Origin of the sequence: Myxococcus faecalis (assembly GCF_050039385.1) — a bacterium.
GTDB classification, from domain to species: domain Bacteria; phylum Myxococcota; class Myxococcia; order Myxococcales; family Myxococcaceae; genus Myxococcus; species Myxococcus fulvus.
The window spans coordinates 4695423-4711518 of record NZ_CP144336.1 but is presented as its reverse complement, the minus strand read 5'-3'; the positions used below and the strand labels follow the sequence as shown (position 1 = coordinate 4711518).

7 protein-coding genes are annotated in these 16096 nt (G+C 71.5%); all 7 read right to left on the bottom strand.

Annotated features, from left to right (window positions below):
- Nucleotides 1–43: 43 nt before the first annotated feature.
- Complete coding sequence (locus VZQ01_RS18845; protein ID WP_426748556.1) at nt 44–2773, bottom strand: hypothetical protein; 2730 nt, start codon at nt 2771–2773, stop codon at nt 44–46.
- 100 nt (nt 2774–2873) lie between these two features.
- Complete coding sequence (locus VZQ01_RS18840; RefSeq protein ID WP_426748555.1) at nt 2874–3698, bottom strand: phospholipid scramblase-related protein; 825 nt, start codon at nt 3696–3698, stop codon at nt 2874–2876.
- Between the two features lie 42 nt (nt 3699–3740).
- A complete protein-coding gene (locus tag VZQ01_RS18835) occupies nt 3741–7061 on the bottom strand; it encodes a carboxypeptidase regulatory-like domain-containing protein (RefSeq protein WP_426748554.1) in 3321 nt (1106 codons plus the stop codon).
- A gap of 60 nt (nt 7062–7121) precedes the next feature.
- Nucleotides 7122–7808: a lysophospholipid acyltransferase family protein gene (locus VZQ01_RS18830; protein WP_223749521.1), complete on the bottom strand. Its 687-nt coding sequence runs from the start codon at nt 7806–7808 to the stop codon at nt 7122–7124.
- Between the two features lie 110 nt (nt 7809–7918).
- On the bottom strand, nt 7919–11467 hold the full coding sequence (locus VZQ01_RS18825) for an AAA family ATPase (RefSeq protein ID WP_426748553.1): 3549 nt from the start codon (nt 11465–11467) through the stop codon (nt 7919–7921).
- On the bottom strand, nt 11464–12717 hold the full coding sequence (locus tag VZQ01_RS18820; protein ID WP_426748552.1) for a metallophosphoesterase family protein: 1254 nt from the start codon (nt 12715–12717) through the stop codon (nt 11464–11466). Before VZQ01_RS18820 ends, VZQ01_RS18825 begins: the two co-directional genes overlap by 4 nt.
- An 89-nt stretch (nt 12718–12806) precedes the next feature.
- The gene (locus VZQ01_RS18815; RefSeq protein WP_426748551.1) at nt 12807–16064 is read right to left on the bottom strand and encodes a carboxypeptidase regulatory-like domain-containing protein; all 3258 of its coding nucleotides are present in this window, start codon (nt 16062–16064) and stop codon (nt 12807–12809) included.
- Between the last annotated feature and the right edge of the window lie 32 nt (nt 16065–16096).

The window sequence follows — 16096 nt, the reverse complement described above, 5'->3', positions numbered from 1 at the left end:
CGGGGCGCCCGTCGGGCACCCGTGACGCTGGGAATGCCGACGCTCAGAAGCCCCCGAGCTGCGCGCTCGGATGCGCGGTGCGCAGCTGGACCAGGGACGCCAGGCAGCTCTGCCACTCACCCTTCGCCATGGAGCCGGTGAACTCCCCGAGCACCGGCGCGATGACCCGGGCGAAGCTCTCGTCCTCCAGGCCCAGGTCTCGCACCAGCTCGATGACCCGGCGCTTGGCGACGCTGGCCGACAGGCGCTTCTGCACCTCACCCTCGCGCGCCTCCTTGGCGCGGCCCGGGGGCAGGCCGAAGAGCATCTTGCGCAGGAACTCGCGCAGGGCCGGCACGTCCGCGAACGGCGCGCCGCCCCCCGTGGCGGGGGCCTCCTTCGCGCCCGCGGGCTTCCACCCCTCCGGCAGGTGCGTGGGGCGGTGCTTCTCCCAGAGCAGGCGCACCGCGAACAGGCCCACCTCGCGGTCCGCGCTCTGCATCAGCCACGTCAGCCGCTCGGCGCCGCCCAGCCTGGCGTAGTGCCGGCGGATGAGCTCCACCGCCACCTCGCGCGTGCTGCGCTTGGTGCTCTCCGTGAGGGAGAAGACCTTCACCGGGTCCAGCTCCTCGGGGTGCAGCACGTAGCGGGCGTCCGCGCCCTCCTCACCCGCGCGCAACAGCGCGTCGTAGGCCAGGTTGCGGATCTCCTTCGCCTCGGCGTCCGCCAGCTCGTACACCCGCGTGTGCCAGCCCCACGCGCGCAGCTCCGCGCGGGTGACGGCGAGCGCGAAGCGGCGCACGTCGTCGCGCGCGTCGAACAGCGCGGGCCACAGCTTCTCCGGCGTGTACGCCTTGCGCGGCGCCTTGGGCTTGATTTCGTACGACTTCGACTCCGGCTGCTCCGGCCCGATGAGGGGGTGGTGGCAGCGCAGGTACGTCTGGGCGAACGCGCGCACCGGCACCGGCTGCTTGGCGCCCAGCGCCAGCTCGAACAGGCGCTCCAGGCCCGCCGCCGCGTCCCCCGTGTCGCTGAAGTCCGCGGGCGCCACGTACTCGAGCAGGTAGCGGTGCGCGAAGTCGTGCAGCGTCGGGTCCGCGCGCCGCGCCAGCGCCAGCAGCCAGGGCACCGTGAGCTGCCGCGCGGTGAACAGCTTGCGGTTGCCCAGGAGCGCCAGCGCCACGTGCCGGTGCTTCGCGCTGAAGACCAGGCCCTTCACCTTCTCCACGTCCAGCCCCGGCAGGCTGTCCGCGCGCTGCAGCCACGTGGCCACCTGCGAGCCGATGCGCGGGTGCGCCGCCTTGTCCAGGAGCCACTCCGGACCGATGGCCGCCGGCGCGTACGACGACAGCGCCTTCACCACCAGGCCCTCCACCGGGTACGGCTTCTTCGTCAGCCGCGGGTCCTCCAACAGCTCCTTCCAGAACGCCACCGGCATCTCCCCGGCCGCGTACTTGGACTGCACGTACCCCTTGGCCCAGTTGAGCTGCTCGGACGTGCCCAGGTACATGTCCCGCAGGAAGCCCGACGTCAGCTCCGCCCGGTCGAACGACTGCTCCAGCGACTTCGCCGCGAACGCCGCCGTGGCCTTGTAGGGCAACAGCCGCCCCAGCAGCTCCATCCCCAGCTCGCGCGGGTTTCGCTTCTCCAATGTGGCGGCCGCGAAGGACTTCACGTCGTTCTCGCCCTGGGCCACCAGCTCCACCAGCCGCTCGGCGGACAGGTCCTGCGCGTGCGCCCGGGCGTACTCGATGGCGTACGTGCGCGCCTTGCCACTGGGTGACATCAGCAGCGCGATGACCGCGTCGTGCAGGCCCAGCTCGCGCAGCTTGCTCTGGTGGAACTCAGGGGTGCCCTGCAGCGTCTCCACCAGGAAGTCGTGGGCGGTCGCCAGGGGACGCCGCGCCAGCCGGTCCAGCCACGCGGGCGTCACCTTGCGCAGGCTCTCCGGGAAGTCCTTGCGCAGGCCCTGGATGGCGAAGCGCGCGGCGGGGTCCGACAGGCACGTGTCCAAGAGCCGCATCAGCGCGTCCGGCGAGCGCTTCCACGCCTCGGTGAAGGCGCGCTGCTTCACCATGTCGCCCGGCGGCTGGATGCCGAAGGAGCCGCCCGTGTAGTTGCCCGTGCCGTGCGCCCAGATGTGGTTCGCCACCCAGACCGAGTACCAGGACGTGTCCTCCTGGTAGTGGCGCAGCACCTCCACGGCGAACTGCGGATACAGCTCCGGGACGGCGGCGCCCAGGTGACGCAGGTAGCGCCACGCGCGGCGGCGCAGGTATTGGAGCGTCCCGCCGGAGACCTCGTGCTTGTACGACTGCCGGCGCTCCACGTCGAAGCGCCACGCGAGCACGCCGAACAGCTCCGCGTCGTGGTTGGCCTCGGCCAGCTTGTAGATGCGCTTGAGCCCGCCCCACAGGCCGAACTTCAGGTCCGCGCTGGCCGCCAGCTCCAGCAGCACCGCGCGCGAGGCGTGGGTGTTCTTGCGGTACAGCGACACCAGCAGGTCCGCCAGCGCCAGCCGCGCGGGCTGGGGCACGTCCTTCTGGGCCAGGAAGCGCTGCCACGCGTCCGCGGAGGCCTCACGCCGTGAGGCGCTGTCGTAGCGGGCCTGCGCCTGGGCGAGCGAGCGCAGCAGCTTCTCGAAGGTGAAGGCGTCCTTCGGCGGGGCCTTGCCTTCCTCCGGCTCCGGCTCCGGCTGCTCCAGGAGGGCAAGCACGGCATCGGCCAGGTCCGGTGACTCCGCCTGGGCCAACCGCTCGAGGTCTGCTGCGTTCAGCGCGTCGCTCGTCGACATGGGCCAGGGGACTTAGCACATGCCGTCACTGCTGGCAGTGTGCGCACGCCCGTCGTCTGGACTTCTCGCTTTCGGATGTTCCGCGAGTCGCAGGAAGCCCTCAATCCACGATGTCCACGCCGGTGCCGAACAGCGAGCGATTCTTGCGGTTGTCGAAGTAGGTCAGGTCCACCAGCAGCGCGCTGGCCAGCACCAGTTGACGCAGCCGGCCGTCGGTGCACGAGGGCTGGAACTCCAGGCTGAAGTTGTCCGCGTCGCTGAAGGTCTCCTGCAGCAGGCCGCTCCACTTCTTGCGGATGACGGCCACCTGCTCGCCGCGCTGGAGGATGCGGAACGTCCACGGCTTCCAGAAGGGCCCCTCCACCGTGGCCAGCACCGCGCCGGTGGGCGACACGATGTCGAAGCCCCGGCCGAACAAGCGGAAGCGCTGGACGATGTCCCCCATGGGCCGGCCATCCCACGCCGTCACCTCCGCGCGGGCGAAGAAGATGTGCCAGGGCAGCTCCACCGCCATCGCCAGCGTGCCGCCCACCGTCATGCACTCCAGTCGGGCGCGGTAGAAGGGCCAGAAGTTCCGCGCCAGCCGCGACATCCAGCCCTCGCCCGTCTCGCCCACGTACACGGTGCCACGGCCGTCCTCGCCACAGACCTCGTACTTGTTCTTCCCCTCCCAGCCGATGAGGATCTCCAGCGTCTCGCGGAACTGGCGCATGCGCAGCGTGGCCGACGTCAGCACGGCCTCCAGCGACAGCCGCAGCTCCAGGCTCATGTAGCGCGGGTCTCCGGGTGCCCCCTTGCCCGCGAGCGCCTGCGCGGGCTCCTCGGGAGCGGTGGACGGCGCGTCCCGGGGCTCGGAGCGTGCCTTGCGCGCGCCCCAGTCCAGCTCCAGCTCCGAGTCGGTGCCCCACCCTGGCTTGTCACCCATGGAAGCAGGGCTTAAGCGGCATCCCGCGCGGACGCAAACGCCTCACTCGGACTCCGAATCCTCCGCCACCTCGATGGGCTCCAGGGGGTGCCAGGTGGGCTGGACGTCGAGCGTGACGGCGCCGCTCGCGGGCAGGTCCACCTCGCCCCGATGCACCTGCTCCCGGCGCGTGTCGAAGTTCAGGCTGCTGAAGAAGAACGTGTAGTGCCCGGCGGGCAGCTCCTCGAACGTGGTGTCGGTGTGGGGCCAGGACTGGACCGCCAGCCTCCGACCCAGCTGCTCCAGCTCCAGCAGGGACTTGGGCAACGGCACGTCGCCGGGGAACAGGTAGGTGTTCAGGATGGCCACGCGCTCGTTCATCATCATCGTCCCCCGCGCGGGGAGGTTGAGCTTCAGCGTCGTCGTGCCCGCCATCTCCTGGAAGTGGAGCACCTTGCGCTCGCTCGGGCCCAGGCGCACGCGCTGGGGGAGGAAGCGCACGGAGTCGCCCTGGAAGCTCATGTCCTCCCCGGGCGCGACGGCGTACTCGCCGGGCGGCAGGCCCGAGACACGGAACGTCCCGTTGCCCCGCTCCACGTCCAGGGCGTCCTCGGGGGAGAGCAGGTTCACCACCTGGACGTGGGTGTCCACGGGGCGGCCCTCGCGGTCCTTCACGGTGCCCTCCAGGCGCGCGCCGGAGGCCATGCGCAGCTCCAGCGGCGCGCTGCTGTCGCCCACCTGCTCGCTGAGCGGCAGGTAGTCCGGATGGGTGAGCGTCAACACGAGCGGCCCGGGCTCGAGGGGTGGGAGCTCGAAGGAGCCATCCGCGCGGGTGATGGCCGACGCGAGCGAGGGCCGCTCCTCGTCCAGGTCCTCCGAATCCTCGTCCCGGCGCGCCCCGGTGCCAGGCGACTTCACGTCCACCTCCACGCCCACCACCGGCGCGGAGGTCCGCGCGTCCAGCACGCGGCCGCGCAGCCGACGTCCGGCCTTGAGCACCACGTCGCCCAGGTCCAGGTCCTGGCCCCGGGGGACCTCCACCTGGCGCACCACGCGCGTGAGCCCCGGGGCATCGAGGGTCAGCCAGGTGGTGCCCGGCTGCTCCAGGGACACCTGGAAGGCGCCGTTGGCGTCACGGTAGGGCACGTCGTCGATGTTGAAGCGGGTGACGGGTGTGCCGTCCTCTCGCACCAGGCGCCCGCGGACTCCGCCCACGTAGCGCACCACCAGCCTCAGGTCCGTCACGCCCGCCTGCGCCTGCACGCCCGAGATGCGCCGGGGGTCGTCGACGTCTGTCGCCTCGTCCGCGCCGCGCAGCGTGTAGCCCGCCATCGTCAGGTCCACGCGGTAGCGCCCCGGCGACAGGTGCTCGAGCGTGAAGCGCCCGTGCTCGTTGGACTGGGCCTGCGCGGGAGGGGGCAGGGGCGCGTGGTGTCCGAACCGTCGCCGGCCCGAGTCGGGCTCGGTCAGCGGATGGGCGAAGACGCTCGCGCCGGGCTGGGGCGTGCCGGCCTCGTTCACGACGAGCCCGGAGATGGACAGGCCTCCGTCCATCCGCACCGTCACCGTCTTCGTCTCGGTGGCCGTCAGCGTCACGTCGACGGTGGCCTCCCCCACGCCGCTGTGCTCGAGCGAGGCGCGCAGGACGAACCGGCCCGCTGGCGCGCCCTCCAGTCGGAAGGCGCCCTGCGCGTCGCTGCGCACCCAGATGGGCACGGGCTCCTCCTGGCCCGCGGGCGTCAGCGTGATGGCCACGTTCGGAATCGGGGTGTCCTTCAGGTCCACCACGGCGCCCACCACGCGCGCGCCCGGCTGCATCACGACGCGGACGTCCTGGGCGGGCGCCTCCACTTCCAGGGTGGTCGCGAGGAACCCCGGCACATCGGGCGTGAGCCGGTGGAGGCCGGGCGAGGGGAGGTTGAGCACGAAGCGCCCCGCGTCATCCGTCAGCGCGTCGATGACCGGCCCATCCGCGAAGGGCGCGTCCGGGTCTCCATGCTCCAGGTCATGGGGCTTGCCGTCGCGTCGGCCCTTGGGCTGACGCAGCCACTTCATGGCGGAGAGGGTGATGTCCGGCAGCGGTGTGCCCGCCGGGTCGACCACGATGCCCTCGATGACGAAGGCGCGCTCCATCGTGAGCTCCACGGGGGGCGTGCGATGCGTGACCTCCACCTCGGTGGTCTCGGTGGGAAGGAAGCCCTTGGCCGACACCGTGAAGTGGTGGGTTCCCAGCGTCGCCTCTTCCAGCTCGAAGCGCCCGTTGGCTCCCGTGACGGCTTCCGTGTCGGTGTAGACGGTGCCGCGTGAGTTGGCGAGCACCGTGGCGCCCTCGATGGGCTGGCCCGCGGTGTCGCGCACCACGCCCGTCACCCGCACGAGCGTGCCCAGGCGCACCGTCACCTCCGCCTCGGTCTGCTCCTCGTCGAGGGTCGTCTCCGCCTGGCCCTGGTGCTGTCCGTGACGGGCCTTCAGCACGTAGTCGCCCGGAGGCAATCCCTCCAGGACGAAGCGCCCGCGCGCGTCCGTCTCGGCGGTGACGCGGGTGTCGACGACCTCCACCTGGACGTTGGCGACGGGCTGCTCGTCGAGGAGCACCTGGCCCACGATGTTGCGGGGCCGGTGGAGCACGATGTCCTCCGCCTCCAGCTCATCGGGCGAAATCGCCCGCATGCACGGACCGACCCGCTGGTCGTCGTCCACCTGGAGTCCGTAGGTGCTCGCGGGCAGCGGGCCCAGCGTGAAGCGGCCGTCGCCGTTGCTGGTCGTCTGGAAGAAGCGCGAGTGTGCGGTGTGGAAGAGCGTCAGCTTCGAGCCCGCCACGGGGCGCAGGGCCTCGTCCACGACGCGGCCGGCGAAGACGACGCTCGGCTCGAGCACCAGCTCCACGTCCTCCGTTCCTGTCGTCACCTCCGTCGCCAACGCGGCGCCCTTCGCGCCCACGGCCCACAGCGCGACGGTGCCCTCGGGAAGGTTCCGCACCTCGAAGGCGCCCTCCGCGTCCGTGGTGACGCGCGCCACCACGGGCGTGTCGCCGCGGCCCGCCTGGATGAGGTCGCGCAGGGTGGCGAGCATGTCCGGGTCCTCGCACTCCGCCGCGGAGAGCGGGGGGTCGACGTCGGTTCCACAGGGGCGCAGCGAGAGCGACTCGCCGGGGAGGGCGCGCGAGACGGAGAGCTCCACGCCTGGGGCGGGGCTCTTGTCGGCGGCGAGCACGCGGCCGCGCAGGCTCAGCGTCCCGCGCACCTGGGCCAGCGGCGCGCTGTAGGAGGGGGTGACGGAGGCCGGCGAGGTGGAGGGCTCGGGGGGCGACTCCTGGACGAGGACGAAGGCCGCGCCCAGGGCGAGCACCGCGAGCGTGAGCGCCAGCACCAAGGGCCTTCGCATGGTTCCCTCCCCGTTGGAGGCCCACGGTAGCAGGGCTTCCGGCAGGAAGTCGCCAGGGGCTCAGGCGCGGGTGGAGAGCGCTTCCAGGCGGGCCTTCTCGGCGACGATGAGGTCGCGGACGTGGTCACGCAGCGCGGCGACGTCCTGGAAGCCCGAGGGGTCCACCGGAGGCATCACCTGCACGTGGCAGTGCGCGGAGGTCTCCAGCACCAGGCCGTGCTTGGGAAGGGTGCGCGCGGTGCCGGTGAGGACGATGGGGATGATGGGGCACTGCGTCTTGAGGGCGAGCGCGAAGGCGCCGTCCTTGAAGGGCTTGAGCTGGCCGTCCTCGGAGCGCGTGCCCTCGGGGAACATGAGGATGGGGACGCCGCGCGCGAGCCACGCCTCGGACTGGGCCAGCATCTTCAGGATGCTCGCCTTGTCGCCACGCACCAGCGGCACGTAGCGGTTGAGGTGCATGTTCCAGCCGATGAGGGGCAGCTTGAAGTTGGCGGCCTTGGAGACCCACTTGAAGGGGCGGTACAGGCCGAAGAGCACCAGGATGTCGCCGAGCGACTCGTGGTTGGACACGAGCACCGCGGCGCCCTTCCACGGCAGGTGCTCGCGGCCGTCCACCTTCAGGTGCCACAGCGGATTCACGTAGAAGTAGAGCTGCGCCCAGAAGCACGAATACAGGTGCAGCACGAGCCCGTTCCGGTCGAAGGGCGTGGTGAGCGCCCACACCACGACGGCCCCGAGGAAGAGCAGCAGGCTGGAGATTCCGAGGAACGTCCAGAAGACGATGGAGAACAGGAGTCGAATGGCGCGCAGTGTGCCACAGGCTCGCGAGGGGGAAAGCAGGGAGTTGGGCGCGCCCGTCATCCCGCTCTGCGCGTGGTGGAGGCTTCGTGGGCCTCGAGCACGAGCAGGCGCGCGCCCTCGGCCTCGAAAAGGGCGCGCAGCCAGGGGTGACAGGTGAAGGCAATGACCTGTTGTTGCTCGGCGAGCCGGGCGAGCAGGTGGATGGCGCCTCGGGCCCGCGTGGGGTCGAAGTTCACCAGGATGTCATCCACGATGAGCGGCAGCGCCCCCCGGGTCTCCCCGAAGTCGCGGACCACGGCGAGCCGGAAGGCGAGGTAGAGCTGCTCACGGGTGCCGCGCGAGAGCTGGGCGGCGGGCCAGTCGCGCTGACCGTCGCTGACGCGCAGCTCGCGCTCGTCACCGGCGGGGATGAACACGCGGCGGTAGCGGCCCTCGGTGAGCAGCGCGAAGTGCTCGGAGGCGAGCTGCACCACGCGGGGCTGCTGCTCCTCCTCGAAGCGATGGCGGGCGCGGTTGAGCAGGGCGAGGGCCAGCTTGTCCTCGGCGTAGCGGGTGGCGAGCTCGGCGACCTTGGCGCGGAGGGTCTCCTCCTGGATGCGCAGGCGTGAGAGCAGGTCGTCGTTCTCCCACTGTTCGAGCTGGTTCTGCGTGGCGCCCTGCTCGGTGAGGACGTCCTTGAGCTTCGACTGTGCCTCCGAGTGACGCGAGCGCACCTGTTCCAGCGTGACGCGCAGCCCGTCCGCGCCGCCGAGGGAGCGGAGGGCCTCGCGGACCTGCGCGTCGGAGAGCCCGGTGCGCGCCTCGATGCGCTGGGCCAGCTCGCGGGTCTGCCGGACGAGCCCGGCGTGGCGGCGGGCCTGCACGGCCCGACGACGGAAGGTCTCCTCGTCACCACCGCCACCTTCGTGGAGCAGGGCGGCGAGGGCTGCGTCCTCGGCCTGACGGAGCGTATCGAGGCGCGCCTTCTCCTCGCGCAGCTCGCGACGACGCTCGTCCACGGCGCGCCGCTCGGTCTCGCGTTCACGGTCCGCGTCGAGGGCCGAGTTCACGCTCGCGACGAGTGCCTCCGTGGTCCTGGAGGAGAGGAGGTCCTCGTCGTGGAACGAAGCACCTCCGTCGAGCGCCGGAGGGATGCGAGCCGCGCGGAGGCCCGTCGTGCTGGACGCCGTGAGGGTCACGGGCGACGAGGCCTCGGTAAACGCATCGCGGCTCGACGAGCCCGAAGCGTTTCGCAAGGACGTGTGTGAGTCCGCCGTCCTGGTGAAGTGAAGGGCGCCTTCGTGGGTCGGAGTTCCGTCTGGCGACGCCGGACCCGTCAGCGCGTGGGTGCGCTCCGTGCCGCTCGCGGCGAGTGCCACGGGCGTATTCAGGGACAAGGACCCGGTCGGCGCATCGAGGCCCGACGAGACGGACCCCGCCTGGGTGCGCCCGGACGCGTTCGTGAACAGTCCCCTCGTCAGCTCATGGAGCCGGTTCACCACCGCCGCGCAGGTGTCCTCATCCGCGTTGACGGCGGCCTCCTCGGCGCTCACGTCCTGCCATCGCTGTCGGAGCGCGGAGGCCTCCCGCCACAGCGTCAGCGCCGCGGGCGCGGGCAATCCCGAGGGGAACTTCCGTGACGCCAGGCACACCGCGAGCTCGGCGTTCAGCGTCGCGAGCCGCCCCTCATGTCCACGCAGTGTCTCGCCCGCCTGTCGCTCATCACGCGAGGCCACATCATGGCTGGCACGCAGCACGTCCCGCTCGCGCAGCAGCACCTCGCGCCGTCCCGCCTTCTCCAGCAGATCCGCCAGCATGCCCTCGCGCACGGTGATGTCCGCGAGCGTCGCCAGCGGCGCGAGCCCCGCTTCCATCGACGCCGTGAGCAGCTCCCGATGCAGCACCTCCTCGCGAGCCGCCAGTCCCGCGAGCGTCGCGCGGAGCCGCTCCTCCGTCTGCTGTCGCTCCCGCAGCCGCGCCGCCTGCGCCGCGCGCTCCACATCGCGAGCCGACTCCACGCGCCGCCGAGCCAGCTCCACCAGCCCCGTGAGCAGCAGCCCACCCGCGAGGCACATCGCCCCCGCCGCCGAGCCACCCATCAACCACGCGCCCACGGCCAGCGCCACCACGATGGCCGCGGCCGCCGGCACCCACCACACCGGAATCACCGCGACGTTCGGCGCCCCAGGCCCCACGCCGGAATTGCGAGAGCCCTCGAGCTGTCGCCGGGTCTCCTCCTTCTTCTCCCCCAGCCGCTCCAGCTCACCGCGCACATCGCGCATCCGACGCGAGCCCGCCTGCTGTTGCCGCACATGCGAGGGCCGCACATCCGGCAGCTCCGCGAGCTCCGCCTCCAACCGCGCGAGCACCCCATCCAACCGCTCCCGCTCGGAGCGAGCCCGCCCCCAGGCGGCGAACGACTCCCGCCGTCCCGTCTCCTCCGCCTCCAGTCGCGTCGACAGCGACTCCAGCCCCGCGCGAGCCCCCGCGCTCAAGTCGAGCCCCATCAACCCCACGCCATCGACGCCGAGCCCCAGCTCCTCCAGCGACATCTCCACCTGACGCCGCTTCACCCGCAGCGCCGCACGCCGGGCCGGCAGCGCGCGAATCCGCTCCGAGTGCTCCGCATACGAAGCCAGCGCCGAGCGCAGCGCCTCCTCCCGCCCCTGCACCGGCGAAGGCGTGGACAACCGCGTCAACTCCGCCTCGGTGGACGACAGCTTCTCCGCGAGCCGGGCCACCTCACCGCGATAGCTGCGACTGCGCTGGAGCGCATCCTCCAGCCGCGCCTCGCCACCCTCGGGGAAGGTCTCCAGGGACGGCAGGCCCTCCAGCTCCGCCCGGGCCTCCGCCAGCGCCGTGACTTCACTCAGCGCCGAGGACAGTCGCTCCAGCCGCTCCAGCTCACGCCCGTCCTCCAGGACCCGAGTCTCCAGCCCGAGCAGCTCTCCGCCCAGCGCCTCCAATCGCTCGCGCTTCGCGAAGTAGAGCGCGGGCCGGTTCCCCTGCTCGCGGAGCTGCTCCTGGACCTCCTCCAGCTCACGGAGCTTCACGTTCAGCTCGGGGTTCGTCCCGCTCGGCTTGTAGAGCCGCTCGGCGCTCTTGCTCAGCGCGGACATCGCCTCCGGCAGTCGCCGGGCCCCGCGCATGCTCGCGGCCACCAGCGCATCGGAGGCACCCCGAGCCTCCGTGAGCTGCTCGAAGCCCGCGAGCTCCTCCAGCCGGAAGGCGAAGACATCGAAGTACAGCTCCCGCGTGACATGTCCCCGCGCGTCCTTCAGGCGCTCCTCGGACACCGGCTCGCCATCGGCCCCGAGCACCGTCAGGCTCTCGGCCTTCCGTCCGCGAGGCGTCGCCATGCGCCGCACCGTCAACGGCCCCGTCGCCGTGAGGAGCCGCAGCTCACCGCCGAAGGGCGTGTCCTCCTCCGAGGGCGCATACCGCTCCGGATGCCCGCGCTTCTCGAAGCCGAACAGCATGGCGCGAAGGAAGGCGAGCAGCGTGCTCTTGCCGGCCTCGTTGGGCCCGTACATCAGGTGCAGCCCGGGGCCCAGCTCCAGCGACAGCTCGGAGAAGTGCCCGAAGCGTCGCACCCGCAGCGAGTCGATGCGCAAGCCTGGCTTCATGCCCCGTCCTCCTCGTGCAGCGCCTCGACGCCCAGCAGGCTCGCGCGGGACACCCACTCCTTGCGAGGCGTCTCCAGCACCTCCACGCCCAGGCGCTTCAGCTTCTGTCCCAGGCTGCCGAGCGCCTCCTCCTCCCACAGGCGCGTCAACGCCCCCGGGTCCTCCTCCAGCGCGCGAGCCTCCTCCAGCAGCGTCCGAGCGAAGCCGCCCTCCGCCGTGAGCGCATCCCAGTCCAGCTCGGGACGGCTCGAATCCCGCAGCGACTCCAGCAGCACCGGAGGATGTCCCGCCGCCAGCTTCGCGCGAAGCCCCTCCTCCAGCTGCGAGAGCGCCCCCGGACGCACCAGCTCCCGGTGCAGCGGCCCGCGTCCCGTGAGCACCACGCGCACCGCGTGCCCGTCCAGCTCCTGGGCACACGCCGCGTCCACGGCCTCGCTCAGCGTGCCCATCAACCCATCCAGCGTGGCCACGCCCGTGAGCGGCACCTCCACCCGATGCCAGCGCACCGTGTCCACGGGCACGAAGCGCCGCCGCGTCCCGCCGTCCTCCACCTCCACCAGCACGCAGCCGCGCTCACCGGTCTCCAGCACGTGCCGGCCCTGCGGATTGCCCGGGTACACCGCGAGCCCGCCGCCGGGGAGCGTCAGCTCGCCGCGCGTGTGCACGTGTCCCAGCGCCCAGTAGTCCAGCCCGCGCGAGCCCAGCCCCGCGGGAGTGCAGGGGGCGTAGTTCGCATGGCCCTCGGCGCCGCCCAGGTTCGCGTGCAGCAGGCCCACGCTGAAGCCCTCGCCGGTGCGACGGAAGCGCGAGGACAAATCATCACGCACCTCCACGTCGGGATACGAGACACCCTGCACGCGGCACAGCCGACGGCCCTCGCGCCGCACCTCGGCCTCCTCCCAGTCCGGGCCGAAGACCTTCACCGAGGACGGCAGCCCGAGCGTCCCCGTGTCGCCGCTGAGCGGATCATGATTCCCGTGGACGATGAACGCCTCGATGCCCGCGACGTGCAGCCGCTCCAGCTCCCGGCGCAGGACGAGCCGCGCGCGCACGGAGCGGTCCTTCACCTCGAACAAGTCTCCGGCGAGCAGGAGGAAGGTGACGCGCTCGCGCAGGCACAGGTCGACGATGCGCGCCAGGGCGCGGAAGGTTGACTCCTGGAACCGGGTCAGCAGCGGGCCGTGAGCGGCGATGCCGCGGAAGGGAGTGTCCAGGTGCAGGTCGGCGGCGTGGACGAACTTGAAGTGCATGGCGGGCCCCGCACCGTACCTGAAGCACGGCGCGGCTCTCGTTTCCAGCCCGCAGGACGCACGCGCGATGTCCGACAGTCGCGAGGCGGCTACTCCTGGGTGACGTCGAGCCTCCGCCACGCGAGCTGTAGCGTGCGAGACATCGTGCCACTCGCGGGGATGTCCAGCTCCTCGGTGTGGTAGCGACCGAGCGCGTCGGGCGTGAGGAAGAAGACGGTGACCCTGCCCTGCGGGACATGGGCGAACACCACCTCGGTGTCCCCCATCTCGTAGGAGCCGGAGAAGCCCTGGAACATGACCTGGCGGAGCGCGGTGGGGCTCGTGGGTGGAGGCACGCTGCCGGGCACCAGCGCCATGTCCACGCCCTGGTCCGTGGGCACGCGCAGCCTCACCGTGGCGCCGCCGGCTGCGGGCTTGAACTGCACGGACACCTCACCGCTGGCGGGCACGTCCACCTGCTGTGGCAGGTAGGCCAGGGTCCGGCTCTGCCGACCGCGAGGCTCCATCCTCAGCGTGTACTTCCCGGGGTTGAGCGCGCTCGCCTTGCCGGCGCCGTTCTCCAGGACGATGGCGCCCTCGGCGCCCGGGCCCTGATAGGAAACGAAGCCGTCGATCTTCTTCCCCTGCGCATCGCGAGCCGTCACGTTCAGCCGCGCGCCGGGGTCCATGCGCACCGTCACCTCGGTCTGCGTGGCGTTGATGGGGACAAGTTGTTCGCGGTAGCGCTCGTGCAGGAACAGCCGGAGCGTGAGGGGACGGGCTTCCAGCTTGCCCAGGTCGAAGCGGCCGTCGCGGTCCGTGGTCTTCAGGACGAGCTGCCGGGGAAAGTTGATGCCCTCGTCGCGCAGCTCGCTGTCGAGCGCCACCAGGACGTTCTCCGCGGGCTCTCCCGTCGTCGCGTCCAGCACGACGCCCGTGAGCGCGCGGCCCGCCTCGAACCGGATGTCCCCCAGGTCGACGTCGGCAGACGCCTCGCCGCCTTGCACGGCGCGAGACACGGTGGGCAGCCCCTCCGCGCTGAAGACGAACTGGGCGCGTCCCACCGTGGAGTGGTTGGGGAGCGAGAAGGTCCCGTCCTCGGACTCCAACTGCTCCGCGTTCACGCGGAAGCGGGGGATGGGCGCGCCGTCGGGTCCGAGGAGGCGACCTTTGACGTGCGAGTGCCGCTTCATCACGAACCGGGCCTGCTGCGTGTCCGCCTGGATGAAGAGGTCCTCGGAGCCCGTCGCCGCCGGGCTGGAGGAGGGCGTGGAGCGCTCCGGCAGCAGGGTGTAGCCGTGCTTCGTGGCGGCGAGCCTGTACCCGGTGGCTTCCAGGTGTCGGAGCACCGCGCGTCCGTTCGCGTCCGTGCCGACGCCCGAGGCGAGCCGATGCATCTCCGAGTATTGCTCCTCGGAAGTGGGGACCAGCGGCTTGGCTTGCACCAGGGCCTTCTCCACGGGCTGTCCGGAGGTGTCGACGACGAGCACCTCCACGGAGCGCTCCTCGGGCAGTCGCATCGTCACCTTCGCCACGGCGCCGTCGCGCACCTCCACCTCGGCCTCCGCCTTGCGGTCCACGCTGGGGGACGACCGCCTCGCGAAGATGCGGTAGCGCCCGGGGGCGATGCCCTGGCGACGGAAGACGCCCTGGTCATCCGTGCCCATCGTCTCCAGCGGTTCTTGGGCCTCATCGCCCGCGTCCACCCGCCCCAGGACCACATGGAAGCGCGGCATGGGTTGCCCTCGTGAGTCCGTCACGGTGCCTTCGACGGTGCCACCGGCGCTCAGCGTCAGGAGCACGTCCTTGGCGGGGGCGGGCGTCGACAGGTTGAATGGGACGAAGCGCTCGCTGAAGGTGAGCACCTTGTAGTCACCGGGCTCGGTGGCATCGAGCACGAAGGAGCCGTCCTCGGCCGAGAAGGTGCTCTCCTGGGGCTCGAAGTCCCCGGCGTGCTCGACGATGCGGTGCAGGTCGAGCTTGATGCCCGCGAGCGGACGTCCCGCGCCGTCGACGACGCGGCCGGTGACGGACGTGGCGCGCGTGAGGGTGAAGTCCTGGGAGCGCATGTTGGAGGTCATGACGCGCTCTTCGCCACGGAACATGTCCACGTAGCCGTCGGCCTCGATGGTGAAGTCCCAGCCTCCGGGGGCGACGGGCCCCGCGCGGTAGCGGCCGTCCGGGCCGGTGAGCGTCTCCATCTCCTCGACGCGTGAGCGGTCCGTGGAGCGGAGCTTCACGCGGGCCTTGGCCACGGGGGCGCCCTGGTCGTCAGTGACGCGTCCCTCGACACCGAGCGCCTCACCGAGGTTCAGTGTCACGGGGGACGAAGGCGTCTTGCCCAGCTCCACCAGGGCGCGTGCGTACTGGCCTTCGTGTTCGGCGGTGAGCCGGTAGTGACCGCTGCCGGGCTCGAAGGTGAAGCGGCCTTGCGCGTCCGTCTTCGCGCGCAGCGGCGGCCTGTCCTCCATGACCTTCTCGCGGGAGGCGAGCACCTCCACGTCCTTCACGGGAGCGCCATTCGAGAGGACTCGCCCGGTGAGCGTATGTCGACGGCTCAGGCGGATTTCGTGAGGCTCCTCGCGGAGCTGGAGCCAATCGAGTGTCGGACTCCAGTCCTGCTTCGCGGCGAGGACGACGTAGGAGTCGAAGGGAAGGGGGCCGAGCTTGAAGTGGCCCCGGGCATCGGTGGTCGTGTCGAAGAAGCGCGTGTTGCGCCAGCTGGCGAGCGTGATGGCGACGCCGGGCACGGGGGCGCTGTCCTCATCGAGGACGCGACCGGACATGAACAGCGGGTCGTCGAGCATCAGTGGGACGCCGCTGCTCCCGGCGGGCACACCCATGCGAGTCCCCGCGCCCTGGGAGGAGAGCGCGAGCAGTGTCTGGGGGCCTTCGGGCAGGCCTTCGAGGACGAAGGAGCCGTCCTCGGAGGACAGTGTCTCCGCGTGCACGGGGGCCTCGCCCTGACGAGCGAGCAGCAGGGAGACGAGGATGCTCTCGGAGGCGGGCATGCAGTCGACCAGCATCCGGGTCGCCCAGGGCTCCGGGCTCAGCGCGTCGTGACGGGAGAGCAGCTCCTTGGGGCAGAGTGTCGCGGACAGTGTCTCACCATCCTCGGGCCAGGACGCGGAGACGCGCGCACCGGCGACGGGCTTGCCCGATGTGTCCACGACGGTGCCGCGGAGGGTGAGCCCGGCACTGGAAGGGGGCAGGGGAGCGGACGTGCGAGGCAGCGCGTCGTGCGCGGCGCGAGCCTGTCCCGTGGGCGCGCGAGGAGGAGCCGAGGGCTCACCGCTCCACGGCCGCGACACGAGGAGCACGAGGACTCCGATGACGAGGATGCTGCCCCCCAAGAACCACCTGCGCATGTACGAGCTCCGGCTGCTGACGTCGAAGCATC